We start from the raw sequence: 24063 nt of genomic DNA on the forward strand, positions 1-24063 counted from the left end.
CGCGATCGAAAACGATCACGATTCGAATTCACGTCCATTCCGTCGTATCGCACTGGGGATCGTCACCGTTCTGGTGACAGCGATGCTCGGTGCCACACTGACGGCTCCTGCCGCGCAGGCCGATACGGTTCCGACCGATCCGGCGCTGCCGACGACCATGAGCGCCGATCCGCTGCCGACCGTGCAGATCAACGGCATCGTGTGGGCTCAGGCCGTCGCGGGCAACAAGGTCTTCGCCGGTGGCCAGTTCACCAGCGCGCGCCCGGCCGGCGCCGCCGCCGGCACGAACGAGACAGCGCGGTCGAACCTGCTGGCGTACAACCTCGCCACGGGTGTGCTCGACACGTCGTTCAACCCGAACGTGAACGGTCGCATCCTCGCGGCCGCCGTCTCGCCCGACGGCTCCCGCCTCTACATCGGCGGCGGTTTCACGGCCGTCGACGGGCAGAACCGCTACCGTCTCGCGGCGTTCAACACCGCGACCGGTCAGCTCATCTCGACCTGGACCCCCGGGACGAACACGATCGTGCAGGGCATCGTCGCCACCGACACGACCGTCTACGTCACGGGTGAGTTCACCAACATCAACAACGTCGCCCGCACCGGTGTCGCCGCGCTGAGCGCATCGACCGGTGCCGTGCTCGACTTCAACCCGCAACTCGCGGGCGGCTACGGCGTGCGCGCCGTGGTGGTGTCGCCCGACAAGTCGAAGGTCGTCATCGGTGGTTCCTTCACCTCGACCAACGGCTCGACCAACCCCGGGCGCGGCATGGCCGCCCTCGACGCGGTCACCGGCCAGAGCCTGCCCTGGGCGATCAACAGCGTGATCCGCAACGCCGGCACCGGGGCATCGATCTACGCGCTCGCCTCCGACGGCGACAGCGTGTACGGCAGCGGCTACGACTTCGGCGGCTCCAAGACCGAGGACGACTTCGAGGGCGCATTCCGTGCGAACTGGAGCGACGGATCGATGGCGTGGATGGAGGACTGCCACGGCGACACGTACTCGATCTTCCCGACCGGGGGCGTGCTCTACACGGCGTCCCACACCCACTACTGCGGCAACATCGGTGAGTTCCCGCAGCTCGACCCGTGGAACTTCAACCACTCGCTGGCGTTCGACAAGAACCCGTCGAACCGCACCATCACGCCCGACCCCTACGGTTACCGCAGCTTCACCGGCAACCCTGCCGCGAAGCTGCTGCACTGGTACCCGAAGTGGCAGCCGGGCTCGGTCTCGGGCATGGACCAAGCCGGATGGTCGGTCACGGGTGCCGGCGAGTACCTGATCTACGGCGGTGAGTTCACGGCCGTCGGCGGCGTCGCCCAGCAGGGCCTCGTGCGTTTCGCGAAGCCGTCGACCGCGCCGAACAAGGTCGGCCCGACCATCCAGGGCGGGGCCTACCAGATCAGCACGCAGTCCTTCCGCGCCGGTCAGGTGCGCATCGCCTGGTCGGCCAACCACGATGCCGACAACGCGAAGCTGACCTACGAGGTCTTCCGCCGCGACATCGCGCAGCCGATCTACACGACCACGGCCGAGTCGACGTACTGGGTGCGTCCGCGCCTGACGTACTCCGACAACGCGGTCACCGCGGGTCAGACGTACCAGTACCGCGTGAAGGTCACCGATCCGAACGGCAACTCGACGACGTCCGACTGGACCTCGGCGACCGTGGCCGCGACCGGCACCGAGAACGCCTACAACATCGCCGTGCTCAACTCGCAGCCGAAGTACTACTGGCCGCTGAACGAGGCGTCCGGCACCTCGGGCATCGACTGGATGGCGGGCAACGACGTCACCCTCGCCGGCGGGACCACCCGCGGGCAGGCCGGCCAGGTCGTCGGAGCGGCGTCCTCGTCGACGGCGTTCAACGGCTCGAACGGCACGGGTGCATCCTCGGTGTCGGAGGTCGGACCCAACACCTTCTCGGTGGAGGCCTGGTTCCAGACCACCAGCACGAGTGGCGGCAAGATCGTCGGCTTCGGTAACAACGCCACCGGCAACTCCGGCAGCTACGACCGTCACATCTACCTCAACAACACCGGCCAGGTGTCGTTCGGTGTCTACCCGGGCACCACCCGGGCGGTCACGAGCAGCGCCGGTTTCAACGACGGGCAGTGGCACCACGTGGTCGGCACGATGAGCTCGTCCGGCATGGTGCTGTACCTCGACGGCAAGCGCGTCGGTTCGCGTTCCGACACCACGACCGGTCAGAGCTACTCGGGCTACTGGCGGATCGGCGGCGACTCGCTGGGCAGCTGGCCCTCGGCCGGCAGTTCGGGGTACCTGAACGGTCGGATCGCCGACGTGGCGGTCTACAACACGGCGATCACCCGCGACGTCGTCGACGCCCACTGGGTGGCCTCCGGTCGCACGTCGGCTCTGCCGGCGGCGCCGGCGGATGCCTACGGCAAGGCGGTCTACGACCTCGACCCGACCCTCTACTGGCGTCTGGGCGAGACCACGGGAACCGTGGCAGCCGACTCCGGCCGCGACGGCAGCACCGGCAGCTACAAGACGAGCGGCAACGCCTCCATCCAGCGCGGTGAGACCGGAGCCCTCGCGGGAGTGACCAACAAGTCGATCCGGTTCACGTCCTCGAGCTTCGGCAGCACGTGGAACAACCGTCAGAACGTGATCAGCGATCGTCAGTACGCGGCATCCGACATCTACTCCATCGAGACCTGGTTCAAGACGACCGCGACCGGCGGCGGCAAGATCGTCGGCTTCGGCAACAGCAACTCGAACAACGCCAACGCCAGCTCGAACTACGACCGCCACATCTACATGGACACGGTGGGCCGCTTGAAGTTCGGCACCTACAACGGGGGGACGAACATCCTCACCGCGCCGAGCACCTACCGCGACAACCAGTGGCATTATGTCGTGGCGCAGCAGTCTCCGAGCGGCATGCAGTTGTACGTCGACGGTGAACTGGTCGCATCGAACTCGGTGTCCAACGCCGAGGACTACGCCGGATACTGGCGGGTCGGCGGAGACTCGACATGGGAGGGCAACCCGTTCTGGGTGGGCTCGGTCGACGAAGTGGCGATCTACTCCGCGCCGTTGTCCGCGAGCCAGATCCTGCAGCACTACCAGCTGGGTAAGACCGGACAGGGCAACGAACTCCCGGTCGCGCAGTTCACGACCACGCCGACCGACCTGTCGGTGGCCTTCGACGCCTCGAGCTCGAGCGATGTCGAAGGGCCGATCGCCGACTACAGCTGGAACTTCGGTGACGGCGAGACCGGCAGCGGGGTCGCGCCGACCCACGCCTACACGACGGCCGGAACGTACACCGTCACGCTGACGGTGCGCGACAGCGGGTCGTTGACTTCCTCGGTCAGCCACGACGTCGTCGTGCGCAACCCGAACGTGCTGCCGACATCGGCGTTCACCGCGAGTGCGGAGTTCCTGGCGCTGTCGGTCGACGGCTCGGCCAGCGCCGACCCGGACGGCACGATCGCGAGCTACTCGTGGAACTTCGGAGACGGAGCATCCGCGACGGGCGCGACCGCGGCGCACACCTTCGGCGCGAGCGGCACCTATGCGGTCTCGCTCACGGTCACGGACGATCGCGGCGGCTCGGCGACGAGCACGCAGCAGATCGTGGTCGAGGCGGCGAACGTGCCGCCCAAGGCCGTGGCCAACGTCGTGCGCGGTGCGGGCGGCATGACCGTCTCGGCCGACGGCAGCGGGTCGACGGACACCGACGGCACGATCACGGCCTACGCGTGGAACTTCGGTGACAACGCGACCGCGACCGGAGCGACGGCCAGCCACACCTACACGACCGCCGGCACGTACACCGTGACCCTGACGGTCACCGACAACCGCGGTGCGACGCACCAGGCGACCTCGTCGGTCGTCGTGGCTCCGGCCTCGACCGAAGACGTGATCGCCCGCGACGCCTTCGCACGGTCGGCGAGCGCCTCGTGGGGCAGCGCCGACGTCGGAGGCGCCTGGACGACCACCGGCGGGGCAGCGGCCTTCTCGGTCGCGGGCGGCGTGGGCAAGATGGCTCTGGCAGCCGGGCAGACCCGAGAGGCGCGCCTCACCGGCGTCAGCTCGACGAACACCATCACCTCGTTGACGATCTCGTCGAGCAACGCGACCTCGGGCGGCGCCTTCAACCTCACGGTCAACGGCCGTCAGGTCGGGAGCGACGTCTACTCGGGCCGCATCAAGGTCGAGTCGACCGGAGTGATCCGCCTCTACCTGCTGCGCAACGAGACAGCGATCGGCAACAGCGTGGTGCTGCCCGGCAACTACGTCGCGGGTGAGAGCCTGTCGGCCGTGCTGTCGGTGCGGGGAACCTCGCCGACCAATCTGTCGCTCAAGGTGTGGCGCACGGGAACGACCGAGCCGACCACGCCGCAGCTCCAGACGACCGACACCACGGCCGCGCTGCAGCAGGCGGGATCCGTGGGGCTGAAGATGGCCGTCAGTTCGGTCTCGACCGTGTCGACCGTGATCAGCATCGATGACTACAAGGTGGTCACCGGTGCGGTCGTCGCGCCGCCGAACCAGGCGCCGGTCGCCGCGTTCGTGTCTTCGACGACGGGCCTCACGGCCAACGTCAACGCGAACGGTTCGAGCGACTCCGACGGCACGATCGCGTCGTACGCCTGGAACTTCGGAGACGGAGCGACGGGTACCGGCGTCACGGCGTCGCACCCTTACGCCGCGGCCGGCACCTACACGGTGACGCTCACGGTGACCGACGACGACGGAGCGACGCACACCGTCACGGCCCCCGTGACCGTGACCGCGCCGCCCGTCGACCCGCCGGCGGGACCGACGCCGCTCGCGACCGACGAGTTCAACCGCACTCTCACCGGAGGGTGGGGGACGTCGGATCTCGGCGGAGCCTGGGCCACGTCGGGCGGTAACGCCGCCTTCGGCGTCGCCGCCGGTCAGGGAACGGTGACTCTGGCACCCTCGCAGACCCGTGAGGCCCGTCTGGGCGTCTCGGCGACGAACATCGTGCTCGACACCCTGTTCTCGTCCGACGTCGCGTCGACCGGCGGCACGGCGAGCGTGACGGTGCTCGGACGCACGGTCGGAACCTCGAACTACTCGGCCCGCGTGCGGTTCGAGCCGGCCGGGGTCATCCGCCTCTACATCCTGCGCGACGAGACCGCGATCGGGAACAGCTACGTGCTGCCGACCGCGTACACGCCCGGGCAGGTATTGCACACCAAGCTGTCGGTCACGGGCACGAACCCGACCACGATCGCCGCGAAGATCTGGGTCGAGGGGCAGCCCGAGCCCACCGCGTGGCAGCTGCAGGGCACCGACACGACGGCAGCTCTGCAGGCGGCCGGCGGGGTCGGGATCAAGACGTCGATCAGCTCGGCGTCGACCAACCCGGCGACCAAGCTGTCGTTCGATCGCATCGCCGTGGTGGTTCCGCAGTAGGCACGGTGCGGGGAGGGCCAGGCCAGGCGCTCGCCCTCCCCGCATCTGGGCGATCCGGGAGTGCCCGATACGCTCCCGTCGCTGGAAGGCCCGGCATCCTCACGGATGCCGGGCCCTTTCCGTGCTCGAGTATCCACGTGAGGGGTCACAACACGCCGCCCGCGGGCCGTCCCGCTGGGCGTGTCTTGACCCCTCGCCCGGAGGTGGGGGGCGAGGACCCCTGTGAGGGGTCACGACACGCCGCCCCGGAGGGCTCGACAGGGCGTGTCTTGACCCCTCGTGACTGCACACGCCTGCACGGGTGCACACGCCTGCACGGGTGACCAGAGATGGCCAGAGACGACCAACGACGCCCGCACGGGCAGTGCTGGCGCCGCGCGGACGGCTACGCCGGAGCGGTGTTCGGCTTCGGGGGCCGCGCGTACTCGGGCGTCACGTGCCCGATGGCGCCGAGCATGCGACCCTGCGCGAACCAGGTGCGTCGTGTCAGCACGGCATGGGCCGCGATGTCTCCCCGTAGACGCGCGAGCGCGCCGCGAGCCGAGAACACGATCAGGCGGGCGACGCCGCCGAGCAGATGCACACCGCGCAGGAGAATCCGCCGCGGCGTCGACGACGTGCGCGTGAGCAGGCGCGTGCGCATCTGCCCCTGCGAGATGGTCCGGCGCCGCACGAACTCTCGCGTCGTCCGGGCTGCGGGAACCTCGTCGCGCACGACGGAGTCGGCGGAGGCGATGATCGACCCGCCCGCCGCGAGGATCGCTCGCCCGAACAGCATGTCCTCGCCGCCGGCCAAGCCGAGGTTCGTGTCGAAGGAGACCCCGAGCTGCCGCACCTGGGCGGCATCGACCAGCACGTTCCCGGTGGCGAGAGCATCGAGGTGCTGCCCGGTGACGCGTCGTCGGCGTCGCATGAAGCCGCCGGCGACGATCCACGGGTCCGTGCTCTCTGGCCACACGTACTCGACGTAGCCCATCACCACCGCGGGATGCTCCGCCGCCCAGACCCGCAGGAGGGCATCGAGCCAGCCCGGTTGCGGGACGACATCGTCGTCGACCATCGCGACGAGCTCACCGGCGCGGGCGGCGTCGAGCGCAGCCTGACGAGCCGCCGCGATCCCGGGAGTGGGCTCCGAGACGTAGTCGGCGCCGAGGCCGGTGGCGACCGCGGATGCCGATCGCTCCGGGTCGTTGTCGACGAGCGCGATCCGCATCCGGGTGCCCGCGGCTCCCGCGGAGTCTCGGATCGCGGCGACCAGCGGTGGCAGCAGCTCGGTGCGTCGGAAGGTCGTCACGGCGACAAGGACGGCAGGGCCCTCGTCGGGCATGGCGGCGCTCATGCGTTCAGTATGCCCCGCTGGGCTGCACCATGACCTTCGCCGTACGCCACATGATCTGCAGGTCGTTCATGACCGACCAGTTCTCGACGTAGCGAAGGTCGAGACGCACGCTCTCGTCCCACGACAGGTCGCTGCGACCCGAGACCTGCCACAGACCCGTGATGCCGGGTTTGATGTAGAGGCGCCGGAACACCGTGCCGTCGTACGCGGTGACCTCCGTCGGCAGCGGCGGGCGAGGCCCGACCACGCTCATGTCGCCGACGAGCACGTTCCAGAACTGCGGCAGTTCGTCGAGCGACAGCTTGCGCAGCACCCGCCCGACCCGCGTGACACGGGGGTCGTCCTTCATCTTGAACAGGAGACCCGAGCCCTCGTTCTGCAGCTTGAGCGCCGCGAGCTTCTGCTCGGCATCCGTCGCCATCGAGCGGAGCTTGACCATCCTGAAGCGCCGGCCGTCGCGCCCCACCCGTTCCTGGTGGAAGAACACGGGGCCGGGGGAGTCGAGCTTGATGAGAAGGGCGAGCGCCGGAAGGATCAGGCCGATCGGGATGAGGGCGAGGGTCGCGACGACCACGTCGAGCGCCCGCTTGAGCACGTGCTTGCCGCCCTCGTAGGTCGGGATCTGCACCTGGATCAGGGGGAGCCCCTCGACCGAGGCGAACGAGATGCGGGGGCCGGCGACGTCGGTGAGCCGGCTCGACAGCACCAGTTCGGCGGCCGTGCCCTCGAGCTGCCAGCTCAGGTGCTTGACGAAGTCGGGGTCGCGCTCCGGACGGCTGGCGACGATGATCGTGTCGGCGCCGAGCTCGGTGGCCACGGTCGCCACGGAGTTCGAGTTGCCGAGCACCGGGAAGCGGATGTCGTCGATCTCGACGTCGCGGGCGTTGCCGTCGAGCAGTGTCGCCCCGACCACCTGATAGCCGGAGGCACCGATCGGGTGCAGCGTACGGATGACGTACTCGACGTCGTCCCGGTTGCCGACGACGAGCGTGCGGGAGGCGAAGCGCCCGTGACGGCGCTCGCCCTGCAACCAGTGCCGCCATCCCCAGCGCGTGACGAGCAGTGCGAGCAGTCCGACCGGCAGTCCGACGACGAGCATCAGCTGCATCGACTCCCATGCCAGCAGCACGTCGATGATCGCGACCAGACCGAACGCGAGTCCGCTCGCGTTCGCGACGCCGCGGTACTCGGTCGCGCTCGCCTGGAACAGCGCGGCGTCACGGGTGTGGAGCGCGCCGAGCATCAGGAACCACAGCACGGCCAGCGGCGCGCTGGCGCGCAGCACTTCGAGCACCGTGAGGCCGATGGACAGCTGGATCGCCGCCGTCAGTGCGACGGCGAGCAGGATGACAGCCGCATCCGTCGTCCGCAGTCGCATCCGATATCGCCGCTCCCACTGACGGCGGCGTTCCAGCGTTGCGGAGACGCGCGGTGAGACCACCGAGCGCGGCACCGACTTGACGGCTCGCGGAGCGGCAACCGGCACGAATGCCGTTCCTGCGCGAGTGATGCTCACGGCATCCTCTACGGAGGTCATGCCGAGGCTCCTCGAGCCGGTGATGTACGCAAAAATCCCCAGTGCGCCATTGTTTCCCCAGATATTCCCCAGACCGCCAGCCCCACGCTCGCGGTTTCGTCTGCATTCCCGACCCCTCGGGTCCCTCTGACGTTCCGTGATCCCACATCACGGGCGAGCAGACACCGTCCCACACGGTGAATGCATACAGAGAGCACTGCAGACTCCCGTCAGCATAGCCCACCGCGGTCGCGTTCGGTAGGTTCTCCGCGCAACGATCCGAAACGATATTCCGGTGGCCCGGCACGCCGCCGCGACAGCGGGTCTATCCTGGCGCGGTGACACCCAACGCCACTTCGCCGAGACTGCGTCTCACCCGCATGATTCCGCGTGACGCCGCCCAGCCGCACCGGGTCGCCAGCTCGCTCGAGCTGTTCTTCGACCTCGTGTTCGTCGTCGCCGTGAGCATCGCCTCGGCGCAGCTCCACCACGCCCTCAGTGAGGGGCATCTGCAGCACGGCATCATCTCGTACGCGATGCTCTTCTTCGCGATCTGGTGGGCGTGGATGAACTTCACGTGGTTCGCGACCGCGTTCGACACCGACGACTGGCTGTACCGCGTCACCACGATCGTGCAGATGAGCGGAGTACTCGTGCTCGCCGCCGGCATCCCCAGCGCGTTCGAACACGGCCACTTCGGGCTCGTGGTCATCGGATACGTGGTGATGCGCATCGCCATGGTCGCCCAGTGGTTGCGGGCGTCGCGCGCCGCGGGTCCGCTGCGCCAGGCGACCCGGCGGTACGCCTTCGGCATCGCCGCGGTGCAGGTGCTCTGGATTCTCTTCCTGCTGGTGCCGGACGGGCCCTTCCAGCTCGTCGCCTTCGCCGCGTTCGCGCTGCTGGAGATGTCGATCCCGGTCTTCGCCGAGCACGAGCGGCAGACCCCCTGGCATCCGCACCACATCACCGAGCGCTACGGACTGTTCACCCTGATCGTTCTCGGCGAGAGCCTGCTGGCGTCGGCGAACGCGATCATCGAGGCGCTGCACGAGGCCGAGTCCTTCGTGCCCTTCATCTCCATCTCCGTGCTCACCCTGGTGGTGACGGCATCGCTGTGGTGGATCTACTTCTGGCCGGAGCACCATCGTGCGGTCGGATCGTTCGGCAGCTCGCTGCGCTACGGCTACACGCACTACCTGATCTTCGCGGCGGCGGCCGCCTTCTCGGCCGGCATCGAGGTCGAGCTCGACGTGCTCACGGGCAAGAGCGAGCTGTCGAGTACGGCCGCGTCCTTCACGGTGACGGTGCCGATCGCCGTCTTCCTGCTCGGCGTCTGGTGGGTCGCCATCCGCAGGAGCGCTGACCGCGTCGTGAACACGGTCGTGCCGATCGGTGCGGTGCTCGTGCTGCTCGACCCGATCCTTCCGGTCCCCGTAGCGCTCACCGCGGTGATCATGGTGATCATCGTGGTGTTCCTGGTGCTCCACCCGCCGGTGCCGGAGAAGAAGGCCGCCGTCATCGAGAACGCATAGCCCGCGCAGGGGCGACGCATCGCTCGCCGCGCGACCATGGATGCTCCCGACCCGCACACGAGGAGCGCGACCATGACCCGGATCCCCGAGCCCGACCGTACGCCCGAGGGCCCCGCCTACGAAGGTCGCCTTCTCGATCGTCCCGATGAGGAGGTGGTCGATCAGGGCGCGGCCTTCGACCTGCGCACCCTGCTGACGCGCCGCGGAGTGCTGAGCCTGGCGGGGATCGGCGTGGGCGCGGTGGTGCTCGCCGCCTGCGCGCCGTCGGTCACGGCATCCGGTTCTCCTTCCCCGACCGCAACGCCGACGCCCAGCCCGACTCCCACCCCCACGCCGACGTCGGATGCCGTGGCCGCCGACGTCTCGGAGATCCCCGAGGAGACCGCGGGGCCTTACCCGGGCGACGGCTCGAACGGTCCGGACATCCTCGAGGACTCGGGCATCGTCCGCCAGGACATCCGCTCCTCCATCGACGGCGGCGCGACCGCCGGGGGAGTGCCGCTCGTGTTCGAGCTGCAGATCGTCGATGTCGCCAGCGGGGCGCCTGCCGAGGGCGTCGCCGTGTACGCCTGGCACTGCACGGCACAGGGCGAGTACTCGATGTATTCTTCGGGGCTGCAGGACGTCACCTACCTGCGGGGCGTGCAGGTGGCGGATGCCGCGGGCACGGTGTCGTTCACCTCGATCTTCCCCGGCTGCTACGCCGGGCGCTGGCCGCACATCCACTTCGAGGTGTATCCGGACGTCGCGTCGATCACCGACGCGAGCAATGCGATCGCGACGTCTCAGCTGGCGCTGCCCGAGGCCGAGTGCGCGGCGGTCTACGCGACCTCGGGCTACGACGGCTCGGCTCGGAATCTCTCTGGGATCACGCTCGCCAGCGACAACGTTTTCGGGGAGGATTCGGCCGTGTCGCAGCTCGCGACGATGTCAGGGGATGCGTCCGTGGGGTACCGTGCGGTGCTGGCCGTGGGAGTGACGGTCTGACACGGCCAGCGCAAATCTGCTAGTCTATCTAAGCAACGTGTGTGCACGCCCCTCTCGGCGCCCACGTCGCCACTGATCAGGGCCATTCCGGACCACGCACATCGACGCGCGCGGCATCCGCCCACGATCTTCCATCGCGGAGCGCCGACGCGCCCGCCACACAGCAATGATGAGCATGACCATGAGTACGACAACTTTCCATCCGACCGATCCGTTGACCTGGAAGCAGGCCGACCTCGATGTGCACGTCGCGACCCGCGACGGCGAGTTCGCCGGTTTCGTCGAGTTTGACGGCACCGCCCACGTCGTGCGTGATGCGCGCGGTGCCGATCTCGGCACATTCGCCGATCTCGACGACGCCCAGCGGGCTCTGGAGTTCTCACACGAACCCCACAGCAAGCGCCGGAACCTCGGTTTTCCCGCGGTTTTCCGCCGCCGCCCGCGCCGCGCACGCGCCTGAACGACCCCGCCCCTCCGGAATCACATGCCGGAGGGGCTTTCGTATGCCCTCCCGCGTATGCGGGCGGGGTTAGCCTGAGGTCAGCGATCGGCATCTGCCCTTGGCTTCTGAAGCTCAAGGGCTCCCGATCGGAAGGAGAGCATCATCTCCACTTCACAGCTCGAATCCACCGCTTCCACGCTCGGCCCCATCCGGCAGACCTATTCCGGAAACGCCGACTTCCCGCCGATGGCGAAGGCGTATCGCGATGTGCAGCAGGTGGTCAAGGAGACCGGCCTGATGCAGCGCACCCCGGTCTTCTACTCTCTCGTCGCGGGGGCGCTCGCCCTCGGCTTCGGTGGTGCGATCACCGGGTTCATCCTGCTCGGCGACAGCTGGTTCCAGCTCCTCATCGCCGGAGCCCTCGGCATCCTCTTCACGCAGGTGGCGTTCCTCGCTCATGAGGCCGCCCACCGCCAGATCCTCGCGTCCGGGCCGGCGAACTTCCGCCTGGCGCGGATCCTCGCGGCCGGCGCCGTCGGGATGAGCTACCACTGGTGGGACTCCAAGCACACCCGCCACCACGGCAACCCGAACCAGGTCGGCAAGGACCCCGACATCCAGGTCGACACGATCTCGTTCCTCGAGACGGATGCCGCGCAGTCGCGCGGTCTCGTGCGCCTGATCACCCGCAAGCAGGGCTGGCTGTTCTTCCCGCTGCTCACGCTCGAGGGGATCAACCTCCACTACATCAGCCTCAAGCACCTCACCACGCAGAAGAACGTGAAGGGCCGCTGGACCGAGCTGAGCCTCATCGCGCTCCGCCTCGCGCTGGTCATCGTGCCGGTCTTCCTCTTCCTCCCCTTGGGCATGGCCTTCGCGTTCATGGGCGTGCAGCTCGCCGTCTTCGGCGTCTACATGGGCGCGTCCTTCGCTCCCAACCACAAGGGCATGCCGGTCATCGCGCCCGATGCCAAGCTCGACTTCTTCTCGAAGCAGGTGCGCACCTCGCGCAACGTCAACGGCGGCTGGTGGGCCACCTGGTTCATGGGCGGGCTCAACCACCAGGTCGAGCATCACCTGTTCCCGAACATGTCGCGCCTGCACCTCTCGAAGGCACGCGGAATCGTGCGCGACTACTGCGCGGCCAACAGCATCCCCTACACGGAGACGAGCCTGTGGCGGTCGTACGCGATCGTCATCGCTTACCTCAACCGTGTGGGGCTCGCCGCGAGCGATCCGTTCGACTGCCCGGCCGCGTCGCAGATGCGCCGCGCATAGACGACGACCATGACGAAGGCCCGAGCGGAATCCGCTCGGGCCTTCGTCATGCCGGGGTGTGTCAGCGTGACGAGTCGTCGTCGCTCTCGACGACCTCGATCGTGATCTTCTCGAGCGGACGATCGTCGTCGATCGCCTCGTCATCCAGCACCTCGTCGCCCAGGAACTCCTCAGCGGGCTCGTCGTCGACCGTCGCGACCTCGCCGAGCGACGCGGTCGCGCCGCCCTCATCGGAGAAGACGCCGTCGGGGCGGATGAGCTCGCGCACCTCGGCCATGAAGCTCGTGAGCTGCTGCTGCTGCCAGCGCAGCTGACGGGTACGGTCCTCGGCATCCCGCAACACCGTGTTGGTGTGCGTCGTGACGGCGTCGACGATCTTCTGCGACTTCACCCGCGCGCGGTCGAGCGTCTCGCGGGCGCGCACCTGGGCGTCTGCCTCGATGGACTGCGCCTGCGAACGCATGAGGCGCTCGTAGTCGTCGGCCTTCGCCGAGATGCGCTGGGCGTGGTCGAGAGAGGCCGAGACCTGCTCGTTCGCATCGCTCGTGATGCGCTCGGCGTGGGCGACGGCCTGGTTGTGCAGCACGAGGAACTCCTGCTGGGCGTCGTCCTGGCGGCGGGTCAGCGTCTCTTCGAACTCGAGCACGCGGGCGTTCATCTCGCGCACGTCGCGCTCGGCGTCGGCACGCAGCTGCGTGGTCTCGCGGGTGACGAGCGAGCGCAGTGCGGCCGCTCCCTTCTCCGCCTCGGTGCGGATGGCCGTGGCCTCCTGCGAGGCCTGGTTGACCTTCTCGGTGGCGTGGGCGCCCTCGCGCTCGATGCGCGCCTCGTGCGCCGTGTACTCGGTGTCGATCTTGAGGCGCACCTGGTCGGCATCCCGCTCGGCCTGGGAGATGATGCGGGCGACGTCGGCCTCGGCCTCGGCGCGCTGGGCGGCGACCTCTTCGCGGGCGGCGGCCATGAGGCGGTCGGCCTGCACCGCGGCGTTCTGGATCAGGACGTTCGCCTGCTCCTCCGCCACGCGCAGGATCGCCTCGAACTGCTGGCGCGACGGCGCCTCCTCACCGTCCGGGGCGGGGGCGTCGACGAGCTCGGACGTCAGCGTCGCGACCTGCTGCTCGGTCTCGGCGACCTTCGCCTTCAGGGCCGTCAGCTCGCTCTCGAGCTCTTCGCGGGCGGCGCCCTCCTCCGACTTCAGCGCGTCGATCGCGTCGGCGTGGCGCACCTCGGCGTCGGCCAGATCGGCGTTCGCCTGCTGCAGCTGGTTGCGCAGCGTCGACAGTGCGGAGTCGACCTCCGCCTTGTCGTAGCCGCGGAAGCCGATCGTGAACGCCGCCGGAGACGACGAGGAGCCCTGCGGAGAAGAGGCTGCGGGCGGCGTGGTCTCGATCAGCTGGTCGAAGAAGTCGGGGGAGCGGTCGCCGCTGCGGTCTTCGGACTCGGAGGATTCGCTCATGGTTCGTGCCTTTCTGGGGCAGGTCCGTGAGGACCGGGGAGGGATCGTGAAGGGCCGATGCCGTGACAGCCGCTGCGAGCCGCTGTCGCCGTCGCAGTCCAGCCTAGTTGCGTCGGGCGGGAGTTGCGTGCCGGTTTCACCCGGCGCGAAAGGCGAATTCACCCCGCGCGAGGGGCGATCAGGCGTCGAGTGCCCAGCGGGCGTTCTGGGGGTCGAGCAGGTGACCGCGAAGGTATTCGAGGTGCGGGCCCTCCGACACCGTGACCCCGCGCGCTGCGGCGGCGGTCGAGATGCGCGTGCGCAGGTCCTGCCAGAACGAGACGGTCTGGGGGAAGCCCATGTACTCGCGGAACGTCTCGACCTGCACGCGCGTGCCGGCGGGATCTGGCACCAGGCGCACGATCGTGTCATCGGGCTCGACGAAGCGGATGCCGAAGCCGCCGTCCGCGCGTCCCGGGAAGTCCTTGGGCTTCTTGCCCGCGGCCTCGGCGACGATCTCGCGCGCCGCGTCTTCGGGGGCATGGATGACGACGGTGGTTCCGAATTCGACGAGCACGTTCACCAGTTGCTTCGCGGCGAACTTGCGTCCGGCGTTCTCGCCGGCGGCTGCGGCCTTGCGGTTCGCCCACCTCTTGATGAAGGGGCCGCCGATGATGAGTACGAGGACGAGAATGCCGAGAAGGATGATTGTCGGGTCCACGGCCACAGCGTAGCGGGTGCGTGCGGTCGGCTGGCGCGCACCGATATTTCGGTTAGCTCGACAGCACGTGATCGAGCACCAGCTCGCCGCTGGCGTTGAGGTGCTGCATCAGTTCGGCGATGCGCTGCGGGTCGACGGCGGGCGGCTGCTCCTCGTCGAAGCCGAACTGCAGGGGGATCGCCGGATGGATCCAGACCGTCGACCGCTTGTTGGGGCCGCTGTCACGCGGCGCCCACGTCATCATGAAGCTCTCCTGTCGGCGCAGCTTCGTCGCGATGATGATCTTGAGATGCGCGAGCGTCACGTCCTCGATGATGATCGGGTCGGAAGTGCCGTCGTACCTGAGCCTGCCCATAGAAGAACCGTACGCCCTAGCTCGTTCCGTGCGCGAAACCTGGTTCGAGAAAAATATCGGTGTACTCGCGTGATGAAACGCGTCTGGCAGAGTCTCATCAGTGGGGAGGCACGAGCTAAACGAGCGCGTGCTCGATTTCCGAGCGGGGAGGCTCAGGATGACGATTCGACAGCAGGCCGGCGTGCGCGTTCTTGCGACGTTGGCGACGGCAGCGCTGGTCACGGTGGGGCTGTGGGGTGCGGTCGCGCCCGCAAGCGCCGATGTGCCAGTTGATCCGGCGGGGCAGTTCGTCGCACCGCTGTGCGCCGGCGAGACGCTGGACGATCCCACGAACGCGGAGGGCACAGTCGAGAACCTCGCGCTCGTGTTCGGGGCGCGGCTCGACGACTACAACGCCGGGAAGGTCGTGCCGCTGTACGACACATTCGGTCTCAACGAGCTCAACGGCTATCCGGCGGTGTGCGGAACGCGATATGTCGATGGCGTCGGCCCCGTCTCGGAGTGGATGTTCTGCACCGACTACTTCTCGCACGTCTGCAGCGGTGTCGATGCCGAGGGCAATCTCGTCGACATCGACGGTGTTCCGATTCCCGGGATGGACTCCCTGCCGGGTGCGAACGCCAAGCTCAACGCCGACCAGGAGAAACTGATCGCGTATCTCGTGCAGCACGGTCACGCGACCTACGACGGCGTCGGATACTTCGAGTTCGGCGGCACATCCAGAGCGGTGGCGGATGGGGGATCCTTCGAGCGCGCGGCTCTGCAGATCCTGGTCTGGTGCATCAGCGACCCGGTTGCCGCGGAACCCACGGGTGCCGAGATCGATCGGGCCGCCACGTGCGAGGCGAACATGAACGCCGAGACCCAGGCATCGATTCTCGCCGATCTGCCGGATGACCCGACACTCGTCGTCGACGGGCCCGAGGTCGCGCTCGAGGCCGGTCAGCCCGCGGAGTTCACGGTGACGACCGACGTCTTCACCTCGCCGCTCGCCGTCTCGGCGACAGGAGCGGCCGGATCCTTCGCCGTGCTCAGCGGGCCGGGAACGCTCGACGGCACGAGTCTCACGGTCACGGGCGCGGGGGAGCCCGTGAGCGTCGTGCTCGAGTACACCTCGACCGAAGCGGGAACGGTCACGCTCGATATCGTCGCGACGCCGTCGGCGATCTCTCACATCGGGTGGAATCAGAGCCCCGGTATCTCGCTGGATGGTCGTCCGTGCCAGGTCTTCGCGACGTTCCACGTCGCCGACCAGGTGGTGCTCACCGGTGCCGCCTCCGCGACGTTCCTGGCGGACGGAGGTACGGACGGAGGTACGGACGGCGGTACGGACGGCGGTACGGACGGCGGTACCGGCGGCGGTACGGATGGCGGTACGGACGGCGGCACGGACACCGGCACGGTTGGCAACGCCGGAGCAGGGTCATCCGGATCGAACGACCAGACCTCCCTCGCTGCCACAGGTGGCGAGCCGGTCGGAGTCGTGGTGCTGATCGCGGCGTTCGCCGCGGTGCTCGTGGGTGCGATCCTCGCAGCCCGGAAGCGTCGCAGCACCGCCGGCACGGTCGCCCACCAGGACTAGTGGGTCGTCGCCGCCCGGAGACACGCCGGGCGGCGACGGCTGCGCACCCGCGAGAGAGCCGTCTGCGCTGGTACCGTGACGGCGGGGGACATCATGTCCGCTGGGGCCGAACGACCACGGGAGAGCGCGACATGAAGCGACAGTCACGCTTGCGGCGCGCCCGAGTCGGTGTTCTGGCGCTCCTGGCGGTGGTCCTCGCCTCCTTCTTCCCGTCGCTCACGTCGTCGGCACCGGCATCCGCTGCCACCGACGGGCAGATGGTCGTCCCCTCGTCCGGGAACATCCAGTCGAAGGTCGGCGACGGATGCCGTAACAACTACCGCAAGCACGACGGCATCGATATCGGCGGAGGCGGCGGAACGCCGATCCTGGCGGCCTATGACGGCGTGATCAAGGCGCGAACCGCGAACAGCGGGTACGGCAACTACGTCGACATCGAACATCCCGGCGGCTACGTCACCCGCTACGGGCACATGGCCGCGCCCGGCATGCAGGCGGCAGGCACGCGCGTCAGCCGCGGCCAGCAGATCGGCGTCGTCGGCAAGACCGGCGCCACCGACGCGTACCACCTGCACTTCGAGGTGTGGCGCAACGGCAGCGTGTACAGCGCGATCAACAACGGCTTCACGTGCCTGACGAACGTCACGCGCGGCAGTTTCATCCCGATGAACTTCCCCGGTCTCGGAACCCCGGTAAACCCCAAGGTGCTGACGGCCGACTACAACCGCGACGGCAAGGCCGATCTCGTCGGTGTGGCCGCCGATGGCGATCTCCACTTCCTCGGGGGGAACGGCACCGCGGCGCTCAAGCCGCGCGTCGTCATCACCTCCGGCTGGGCGGGCCGCGGACAGATCGCGCACGGCGACCTCAACAACGACGGCCACTCCGACCTGATCGTGGTCCGCAACGACGGAACGCTGGAGTTCTACGGGGGCAGTCCTGCGGCCGGAGGAGGGTTCGCCTCCCAGCGCGACATCGCGACCGGATGGGGCGGACTGCTGCATCTCGTCTCCGGGGCCGACTACACCGGCGACGGCCTCCACGACGTCATCTCCGTCCGTCCGGACGGCAATATGACGATCCATCTCGGAGACGGCAAGGGCGGATTGTCAGGGCAGACGCGTCCCGGCGGACCGGAGTGGAATTCGATGGTCTACCTCGTGGGCGGCGACTTCGACCGCGACGGGCGCGGAGATCTCATCGCGATCGATGCCGCCGGCACCCAGTACTTCTACCCGGGCATCCCCAACGGCTTCGCCGCGCGTCAGATCGTCGGGCGCGGATGGACCGGGTTCACGGCCATGACGGGCGGCGTCGACTACAACGGCGACGGGCGCCCCGACCTCGTCGCGCGGATGGCGAACGGCGACCTTCGGGTCTACCCCGGCGGCGGGAACGGCGGGTTCGGCGCCTCGTACGTCATCGGAACCGGGTTCGGCTCCTACCTGCAGATCGAGTGATCGCGACCGGCGTCAGCCGAGAAGCAGCATGATCAGGAGCAGCACGGGCAGGCATCCGATCGTCGTCAGGAAGACGGTGTCACGGGAGATCGCCTCGCCGACGCCGTAGCGCTGCGAGTAGTTGAACACGTTCTGCGCGGTCGGCAGAGCCGCGAGCACCGTGACGATCAGCACCTCGTGCGCGGTGAGCCCGAACACGAACTGGGCGAAGACCCACGCGACCAGTGGCATGACCGCCAGCTTCAGGATGCTGGCCACGACGACATCGCGTCGGTGACCCCGCGTGCCGAGCACGCGCTGGCCGTGCAACGACATGCCGTAGCTGATGAGGAGCACCGGCACCGCGGCATCCGCGATCAACTGCGCGGGTGCCAGGACGATCTCCGGGAGTCGCAGGCCTGTGACCGACACCAGGGTTCCGAGCAGGGCGCCGATGATGATCGGGTTCGTCGCGGTGCGCAGCAGCGTGCGGCGCAGAGAGGTGCGCTCGGCCGTAGCGGCGTCGAGGATCGTGAGCGAGACCGGCGTGAAGACCAGGAGCTGCAGAAGGATCACCGGCGCGGGGAACGCCGCACTCCCCAGCAGATAGAGGGAGAGGGGCAGGCCGATGTTGTTCGAGTTGACCTGACCGGCCGAGAGAGCGCCGATCGTCGTCTCGGCCACCGACCGACGCCAGGCGAAGCGCGCGACGAGGGTGTGGATCAGGATCACGACGACCGCGGCGATGGCCGACACGGGCAGCAACGACGAGAACAGCATCGTCGCGTCGGCGTGCGCGAGAACGGTGAAGAGCAGGAACGGCGAGAGCACGAAGAAGACCAGGCGGCTCAACACCGGACGCGCGTGCTCGCCGAGCAGATCGATCCGTGCCAGCACGTAGCCGACGATGATCGCGACGCCCACCACGACGAATCCGGTGAGTGTCTCGAGCATTCTTCGAGCGTATCGAGGTGCCGCCAGCCGGACGAATCCGGGGCCGGTCAGCGCCGGGTACGCGCTCGCGTCTTCGTGACGCTGCCGAGGGTCGCGCGCACCGGGGTGCCGAGGTACAGACCGAGCGACGCCCCCGAGGCGAGACCGATCCCGATGACGGCGGCGTCGATCAGCGATCCGCCTGCGCCGACGACGCCCATGCTGGTTCCGCCGTTGTGCACCATCTCGAGCAGACCCTGGAATACCGCGACTCCGGGCACGAGCGGCACGATGGCCGCGGTCGTCACCGCGACCGACGGAACGTGCAGGTTGTGGGCGATCAGCACCCCGACGAAGCTCGCGAGCAGAGCGCCGATCGCGCTCGCCGCGGCCGGGTGCAGATTGAGGGCGACGGATGCCGTGTACCCGGCGATCGTGATCGCGCTGAGCAGAGCGCTGACGAGGATGATGCGGATGCCGGCGCCGTTGAACACGGCGACGGCGACCGCGATGATGATCGCTCCGGCGAAGACCCCGAGCAGGGGACCGAACGGGGCGGGGTCGTCGGGCAGGTCCATCGTGAACCCGAGCACGCTACCGAGCTCGAGTCCGACGAGGATGCCGATCACCACACCGAGGGTCTGCATCGTGAGGTCGAGGATGCGTCCGCCGGCGGTGAGCGCGAACCCGTCGATCGCATCCTGCGCGGCGCCGACGACCGTGAGCCCGGCGAGCATGAGCACGATGCCCGAGGCGACGATGATCGAGGGGCGGATGCCGACGAACGGCTCGATCCCGGCAGATCCGAGCGCCGATACGGCGACCGCGACCACGGTGGTGACGAATCCTCCGGCGATCTGACTGAAGAAGAGGGGAACACGCACGCGCGCGAGGCCGGCCTGCGTGAGGGCGGCGGCGAGAGCGGCGATGAAGGTGAGGCCCACGATGATCGGCGAGGCACCGAGCAGGATGCTGACGCCGACGGCGAGCATCGCCCGGGCGACGACGACCACGGACTGCTGGTAGCGGAACGGCACGCGCCGGATCACACGGAACGCGGTGCGGGCGGACTCCAGATCGAGCCCCGCTTCGATGTCGGCGACGAGCGCCTGCACGCGCTGCAGCTTGGCGTGGTCGGGAGCGGCGACGCGCACGACGCGCAGCAGTGTCTCGGGCCACACCTCGCCGCTCAGGTGGAACGAGACGGTCACCGAGTTGTAGGTGACGTCGACCTGCACCCCCTTGAGGGCATAGGCCTCGCACACACGGGTGATCGCGAGCGTGACCTCGTGAGCGGAGGCGCCGACCGCGAACATCGATTCGCCGATGCGCGTCGCGAGGTCGAGCACGCGGGGCACCGTGCGCTCGTCGATGATCGGCATGGCCTCGGTGTGCGCGACGTTCGAGGGATCGTTGTGCAGGATCCGCTGCATCGAGGCGAGCAGTCGCCGGCGCGAGTTCGAGGGCATACCTCCATCCTCTCGTCCGGGTCAGGTGAACGAGGAGAGAGCACGCCGATATACCACGCTGTCGGCTCGTGTGCCGGCCGTGACGAGGAGGGCGTTGTCACCGACACGGCGGGTGTGCTCGCCCTGGCAGGGGATCGTGATGATCGTCGTGAGTCCTACCCGCCACGCGGGGACGAGGGCCTCGAGGTCGCAGTGCTCCGGGTTGTCGGTGAGGGTGTGCGGGCGCGCGGCGGCGCGCTCCTCGGGGGTAGAGCGCTCGCGGTCGGTGTAGGAAGGGTCGTCGAAGGCGGCGTCGCCGAACTCGTCGCGCCAGGTCGGGCCCATCATGTCGCGGAGGAGGTTCTCGCGATCGGGATCGCCCGGTTCCATCGCGAGCAGTCGCGGGAACTGGTCGTGATCCTGCTCGCGGCCGGCATGGACGGATGCCGCCCGCCAGAGTCGAGTCCACGCTCTCTCCCAGTGAGCCCGGGTGTCCGCGTCGAGCACGGCTGCAGCCGGCGCGGGAGTCCGGACGAGGAGCGGCGGAAGGTCGTCGCCGGTGGGCTGCAGCCCGTACGCCTCGCGCAACCAGAGGAGTTCGAAGAGCGCATGCGGTGCGTCTTCGATACGGATGACCATGTCGTGCGGCCAGGGGTTACCGGGGATCGGATTCACGGATCGCATCGGAGAAGTACACCCGAGATGCGCGCCGGGCGAAAGACCTCCCGGGGCTATTGCGCTCCAGGCCAGCGGATGCCCGCGGGCAAAGCAAAACCCCCGCCATGTAGAAGCTAGGCGAGGGTTTCTGGGCTGATTGTAATGATCAGCCGCCTTGTGGCTCCGACCGGCATCGATCCGGTGACCTTTCGATTTTCAGTCGGATTTCGTGGGCTAACAGGTGCTCGTTGGTCGCCGTCAGCCGATTGACTCCGCCGGGGTTGTGACGGTTTTGGTCGCGACTGGTTGAGAGCGATCTCAGCGGAGCTAGCGGCACAGAACCGGTGCACAGCGCTCACATCGTATTCGCCGTTTGCGGCCCGCTCAAATTGATTGCTGCCTTCCTGGTGCGGACGTAAGTCAGGACAGCAGCCGTGAAATCTCCGGACTGCATTTGTAGATCTATGAGCTCGCCGAGCCTATCGCGTGTGTAGCCCTGCGAGGACTCGTAGCGCCGGAGCAGGCCTTCGATCTCCCGCAGCGTTCGATCTCGCGCTTCCACCCTGTGGGAATCGTTAAGTTCGAGTTCGTTTAACGTGTAGTCGCCGCGGTCAGAAACCCCGAATACAAGGGGGCCAAGAAACGAAAGGTGCTCTTGAATGGCGTCTTCGTATGGGTTGACGAATGGAAGGGCAGGGTCCCATTTTGCACCCTTCGCCTGGTTGCAACGCGAGCAGGCGAGCGTGAGATTCGCCCATTCGACGACCAGCTCGGGGAAGATCCTCTTGGGTCTAAAATGTTCTATATCACCGTATGATACAGCCAACATCTTTGCCTCGCAGTAGGCACATTTTCCAGCTGTCTCGCTCGCGAGTGCTTGCTTGATGGCGTCAATGGCCCAGGGGCGGGTCCTCTGACCTGATTCGAGATAGCGAGCCGTCCAGCGTTCGGCATTCTCTTTCAGAGAATCTGGCGCGGCAGACTTCTCCAGCTGTCTCACGCCTCATCCATCCTGTTCGATGAATCGTTCAGGTTCTCTGCCACAGCATCAGTGACAGAAGGCATCGTAAGCCTCAGCCCAGCAGCGTTCAGGCTGTCGAGAAGATCCTGCATCGACGCAGAGTCCTTCGGCCGGCCCTGAAAGTCGTCGAGGATCGACTCGAGACTGCGCTCTGCCCAGATCGGGATGGTGGTACCTACGCCGAGAACGTCATTGAGTATTTCGTCTGCAGTGAATGCTTGCTCCTCCAGATCGAGTTTCTCCGTGTAAACCTTGCCATTCTTCCGTCGTCGAAGTGCATAAACCGAAGCGGCACGAGTTGACGTCACGACGAACGGGCTGTGCGTAGCGACCACGAAGTGGACTGATGGGAAGGCCTCCAGCAAAGACGGAAGGATCGATCTCTGAAGCGAGGGATGTAGGTGATTTTCTGGCTCGTCAAAGCAAACTGTGAAACGACCAGAGGATTCGAATGAAGTTAGGTAAATTTGCCAGGCTAGGCTCAAAATCGCCGCAATACCCCCGGAGGACGCTTCCAGAGCGAAAGGGCCGCTCGCGGATTGCAGGATCACTTCGCCTTGGTCAATTCGCAGGCCCTTAAAGCCGAGACTCTCAGGGAAAAGTTTCTCGAGGATCTTCTGAAACCCATTCCAGACTTCGGCGGCACGAGGATCTCGCGCGAGAACTGCACTGCCCTCGCCATAGAGAGCCGCCGCGATAAGAGCCTCCTTGATGAGCAGGCTTGGACTCTTCACCACCATGTGCGGGATCCACAGGTTCTTGATCTGTTCGCGGTACATGCGCGCGATCTCGGAGGCTGAATTGAACCTCGGAGGGATACTCTCAACTCGCTGATATGGGCCGATCAAACGCTGGGCATCCAAGTACATGCCAGCCACGCGGCGGTACGGCACGATTTCCGGGGCAAACGACGGCTGATCCTGATGCTGCCATTGCCTGATGCCGACGTGGGCGCTGGCGCCAGACGCGAAGGTGATGGTGCCGATCTTGTCGATTTCTCCGCTCGTGGCCGGCCGGCGACGTCCATGCTTGAAGAAGAAGCCCTCCTTGTCGCGGGTTGGTGTTCCAACGAACTCGGTTCCCTGCTCGAACGTTTGGCCGAGTACCTGGAGTAGTGAGGTTTTGCCAGTTCCGTTCTCTCCGGTGATCAGAGTTAGTTGGGCACTGAGATCAATATCGACGCGATCGAACTGCCTCCAGTCCCTGATCGTCAATCTCCTGAGGCCGTACTCGTCTGGCTCCTGAGAGCTCGATCCCGGGCCGCCGTAATACCCCGAGCTTTCACGCATTCCGTACGCGTATGCGCGATAGTAGTTGGCCTGTTCCTCGGAGAGCTCCCAGCGAGCTACGCCCTCCGGTAGCGGACCAAACAGGAAGGCCAAAGTGGCGCGAACGTCCTTCTCTGATGTGCCGAACTCGACGGCGAGAAGCGCAGGGGTGATCTCGGTCATGTACTGACGTTATCGCCTCGCTCCCTAACCGCACGGTTAGCGTGGGCGGCGACAAGCGAAGATCAGACTCACGGTAGATTCTCGTTCGGGCTGCCGGCCCGGGCGCTTCGCCTCGCTGCGTTCGCTCGACGTTCGCGAGTTCCGCTCGATCGACGAGGGCTAGAACAGGCCGGTGCTCGATACCTCATCGCCTATCGAACCGCCAGGGCAAAGCAAAACCCCCGCCATGTAGAAGCTAGGCGAGGGTTTCTGGGCTGATTGTAATGATCAGCCTTGTGGCTCCGACCGGCATCGATCCGGTGACCTTTCGATTTTCAGTCGAACGCTCTACCAACTGAGCTACAGAGCCGCGCGACCGGCGAACCTGTCGCGTCCTAGACGAAGAGCCCTCTCCGAAGAAAGAGCTCATCGCACGGAGCGACCCTGACGGGACTTGAACCCGCGACCTCCGCCGTGACAGGGCGGCACGCTAACCAACTGCGCTACAGGGCCATACTTGTTT

Annotated in this window: 17 protein-coding genes and 2 tRNA genes; 7 read left to right on the top strand and 12 right to left on the bottom strand. The window is 67.3% G+C overall.

Annotation, left to right across the window (positions count from 1 at the left end; genetic code table 11):
* The first annotated feature begins 82 nt into the window (after positions 1-82).
* On the top strand, positions 83-5425 hold the full coding sequence (locus KV396_RS16815; protein WP_282185331.1) for a PKD domain-containing protein: 5343 nt from the start codon (positions 83-85) through the stop codon (positions 5423-5425).
* A 385-nt stretch (positions 5426-5810) separates the two neighbouring features.
* Here the strand turns inward: KV396_RS16815 and KV396_RS09350 are convergent, their stop codons facing one another.
* Together KV396_RS09350 and KV396_RS09355 are read right to left on the bottom strand one after the other, a co-directional pair.
* Positions 5811-6764, bottom strand: coding sequence for a glycosyltransferase (locus tag KV396_RS09350; RefSeq protein WP_247955537.1), 954 nt, complete (start codon positions 6762-6764; stop codon positions 5811-5813).
* A gap of 4 nt (positions 6765-6768) precedes the next feature.
* On the bottom strand, positions 6769-8301 hold the full coding sequence (locus tag KV396_RS09355) for a sugar transferase (protein ID WP_247623493.1): 1533 nt from the start codon (positions 8299-8301) through the stop codon (positions 6769-6771).
* A gap of 359 nt (positions 8302-8660) precedes the next feature.
* Between KV396_RS09355 and KV396_RS09360 the strand changes: the two genes are divergently transcribed.
* The 4 genes from KV396_RS09360 (at position 8661) to KV396_RS09375 (ending at position 12519) form a co-directional block, all read left to right on the top strand.
* Positions 8661-9812 carry a low temperature requirement protein A gene (locus KV396_RS09360; protein ID WP_247955538.1) on the top strand — a complete coding sequence of 384 codons (1152 nt, stop codon included), beginning with the start codon at positions 8661-8663 and terminating at the stop codon, positions 9810-9812.
* A 72-nt stretch (positions 9813-9884) separates the two neighbouring features.
* Positions 9885-10799 (top strand): intradiol ring-cleavage dioxygenase, encoded by a 915-nt coding sequence (locus KV396_RS09365; protein ID WP_247955539.1) that lies wholly within the window; start codon positions 9885-9887, stop codon positions 10797-10799.
* A 175-nt stretch (positions 10800-10974) separates the two neighbouring features.
* On the top strand, positions 10975-11259 hold the full coding sequence (locus KV396_RS09370) for a hypothetical protein (RefSeq protein ID WP_247955540.1): 285 nt from the start codon (positions 10975-10977) through the stop codon (positions 11257-11259).
* A gap of 228 nt (positions 11260-11487) precedes the next feature.
* The gene (locus tag KV396_RS09375; RefSeq protein WP_247955541.1) at positions 11488-12519 is read left to right on the top strand and encodes a fatty acid desaturase family protein; all 1032 of its coding nucleotides are present in this window, start codon (positions 11488-11490) and stop codon (positions 12517-12519) included.
* A 61-nt stretch (positions 12520-12580) separates the two neighbouring features.
* Here KV396_RS09375 and KV396_RS09380 read toward each other — a convergent pair whose 3' ends face one another.
* From KV396_RS09380 to KV396_RS09390, 3 genes are all read right to left on the bottom strand, one after another.
* Positions 12581-13975 carry a cell division initiation protein gene (locus KV396_RS09380; protein ID WP_247955542.1) on the bottom strand — a complete coding sequence of 465 codons (1395 nt, stop codon included), beginning with the start codon at positions 13973-13975 and terminating at the stop codon, positions 12581-12583.
* 178 nt (positions 13976-14153) lie between these two features.
* Positions 14154-14675 (bottom strand): hypothetical protein, encoded by a 522-nt coding sequence (locus KV396_RS09385; protein ID WP_247955543.1) that lies wholly within the window; start codon positions 14673-14675, stop codon positions 14154-14156.
* Between the two features lie 52 nt (positions 14676-14727).
* Positions 14728-15030: a DUF7882 family protein gene (locus KV396_RS09390; protein ID WP_247955544.1), complete on the bottom strand. Its 303-nt coding sequence runs from the start codon at positions 15028-15030 to the stop codon at positions 14728-14730.
* Positions 15031-15187: 157 nt separating this feature from the next.
* On the opposite strand from KV396_RS09390, the gene KV396_RS09395 reads away from it, so the two are divergent.
* A complete protein-coding gene (locus KV396_RS09395) occupies positions 15188-16612 on the top strand; it encodes a hypothetical protein (RefSeq protein WP_247955545.1) in 1425 nt (474 codons plus the stop codon).
* A 131-nt stretch (positions 16613-16743) separates the two neighbouring features.
* On the top strand, positions 16744-18072 hold the full coding sequence (locus KV396_RS09400) for a VCBS repeat domain-containing M23 family metallopeptidase (protein WP_247623485.1): 1329 nt from the start codon (positions 16744-16746) through the stop codon (positions 18070-18072).
* A 12-nt stretch (positions 18073-18084) separates the two neighbouring features.
* Here KV396_RS09400 and KV396_RS09405 read toward each other — a convergent pair whose 3' ends face one another.
* The 7 genes from KV396_RS09405 to KV396_RS09435 all read right to left on the bottom strand — a co-directional run bounded on the left by KV396_RS09405 (position 18085) and on the right by KV396_RS09435 (position 24053).
* Positions 18085-19005 carry an AEC family transporter gene (locus KV396_RS09405; RefSeq protein WP_247955546.1) on the bottom strand — a complete coding sequence of 307 codons (921 nt, stop codon included), beginning with the start codon at positions 19003-19005 and terminating at the stop codon, positions 18085-18087.
* A gap of 47 nt (positions 19006-19052) precedes the next feature.
* Positions 19053-20453, bottom strand: a complete 1401-nt coding sequence (locus KV396_RS09410; RefSeq protein WP_247955547.1) for a threonine/serine exporter family protein — start codon at positions 20451-20453, stop codon at positions 19053-19055.
* A gap of 21 nt (positions 20454-20474) precedes the next feature.
* Entirely contained in the window at positions 20475-21116 is a 642-nt protein-coding gene (locus tag KV396_RS09415) for a hypothetical protein (protein ID WP_247955548.1), read from the bottom strand.
* Between the two features lie 328 nt (positions 21117-21444).
* The gene (locus KV396_RS09420) at positions 21445-22089 is read right to left on the bottom strand and encodes an HNH endonuclease (RefSeq protein WP_247955549.1); all 645 of its coding nucleotides are present in this window, start codon (positions 22087-22089) and stop codon (positions 21445-21447) included.
* Positions 22086-23561 carry an AAA family ATPase gene (locus KV396_RS09425; RefSeq protein WP_247955550.1) on the bottom strand — a complete coding sequence of 492 codons (1476 nt, stop codon included), beginning with the start codon at positions 23559-23561 and terminating at the stop codon, positions 22086-22088. Before KV396_RS09425 ends, KV396_RS09420 begins: the two co-directional genes overlap by 4 nt.
* Before the next feature lie 276 nt (positions 23562-23837).
* Positions 23838-23910: transfer RNA gene (locus tag KV396_RS09430), tRNA-Phe, on the bottom strand.
* Positions 23911-23979: 69 nt separating this feature from the next.
* A tRNA-Asp gene (locus tag KV396_RS09435) sits at positions 23980-24053 on the bottom strand.
* Positions 24054-24063 lie beyond the last annotated feature (10 nt).

Source organism: Microbacterium galbinum, from assembly GCF_023101185.1.
GTDB classification, from domain to species: domain Bacteria; phylum Actinomycetota; class Actinomycetes; order Actinomycetales; family Microbacteriaceae; genus Microbacterium; species Microbacterium galbinum.

Bases quoted from the DNA above. Each gene is read 5' to 3' on its own strand.
- KV396_RS09410 (WP_247955547.1), bottom strand. From the start codon at position 20,453: ATGCCCTCGAACTCGCGCCGGCGACTGCTCGCCTCGATGCAGCGGATC.
- KV396_RS09415 (WP_247955548.1), bottom strand. From the start codon at position 21,116: ATGCGATCCGTGAATCCGATCCCCGGTAACCCCTGGCCGCACGACATG.
- KV396_RS09390 (WP_247955544.1), bottom strand. From the start codon at position 15,030: ATGGGCAGGCTCAGGTACGACGGCACTTCCGACCCGATCATCATCGAG.
- KV396_RS09375 (WP_247955541.1), top strand. From the start codon at position 11,488: ATGGCGAAGGCGTATCGCGATGTGCAGCAGGTGGTCAAGGAGACCGGC.
- KV396_RS09370 (WP_247955540.1), top strand. From the start codon at position 10,975: ATGACCATGAGTACGACAACTTTCCATCCGACCGATCCGTTGACCTGG.
- KV396_RS09405 (WP_247955546.1), bottom strand. From the start codon at position 19,005: ATGCTCGAGACACTCACCGGATTCGTCGTGGTGGGCGTCGCGATCATC.
- KV396_RS09355 (WP_247623493.1), bottom strand. From the start codon at position 8,301: ATGACCTCCGTAGAGGATGCCGTGAGCATCACTCGCGCAGGAACGGCA.
- KV396_RS09365 (WP_247955539.1), top strand. From the start codon at position 9,885: ATGACCCGGATCCCCGAGCCCGACCGTACGCCCGAGGGCCCCGCCTAC.
- KV396_RS09380 (WP_247955542.1), bottom strand. From the start codon at position 13,975: ATGAGCGAATCCTCCGAGTCCGAAGACCGCAGCGGCGACCGCTCCCCC.
- KV396_RS09360 (WP_247955538.1), top strand. From the start codon at position 8,661: ATGATTCCGCGTGACGCCGCCCAGCCGCACCGGGTCGCCAGCTCGCTC.
- KV396_RS09400 (WP_247623485.1), top strand. From the start codon at position 16,744: ATGAAGCGACAGTCACGCTTGCGGCGCGCCCGAGTCGGTGTTCTGGCG.
- KV396_RS09425 (WP_247955550.1), bottom strand. From the start codon at position 23,561: ATGACCGAGATCACCCCTGCGCTTCTCGCCGTCGAGTTCGGCACATCA.
- KV396_RS09395 (WP_247955545.1), top strand. From the start codon at position 15,188: ATGACGATTCGACAGCAGGCCGGCGTGCGCGTTCTTGCGACGTTGGCG.
- KV396_RS09350 (WP_247955537.1), bottom strand. From the start codon at position 6,764: ATGAGCGCCGCCATGCCCGACGAGGGCCCTGCCGTCCTTGTCGCCGTG.
- KV396_RS16815 (WP_282185331.1), top strand. From the start codon at position 83: ATGCTCGGTGCCACACTGACGGCTCCTGCCGCGCAGGCCGATACGGTT.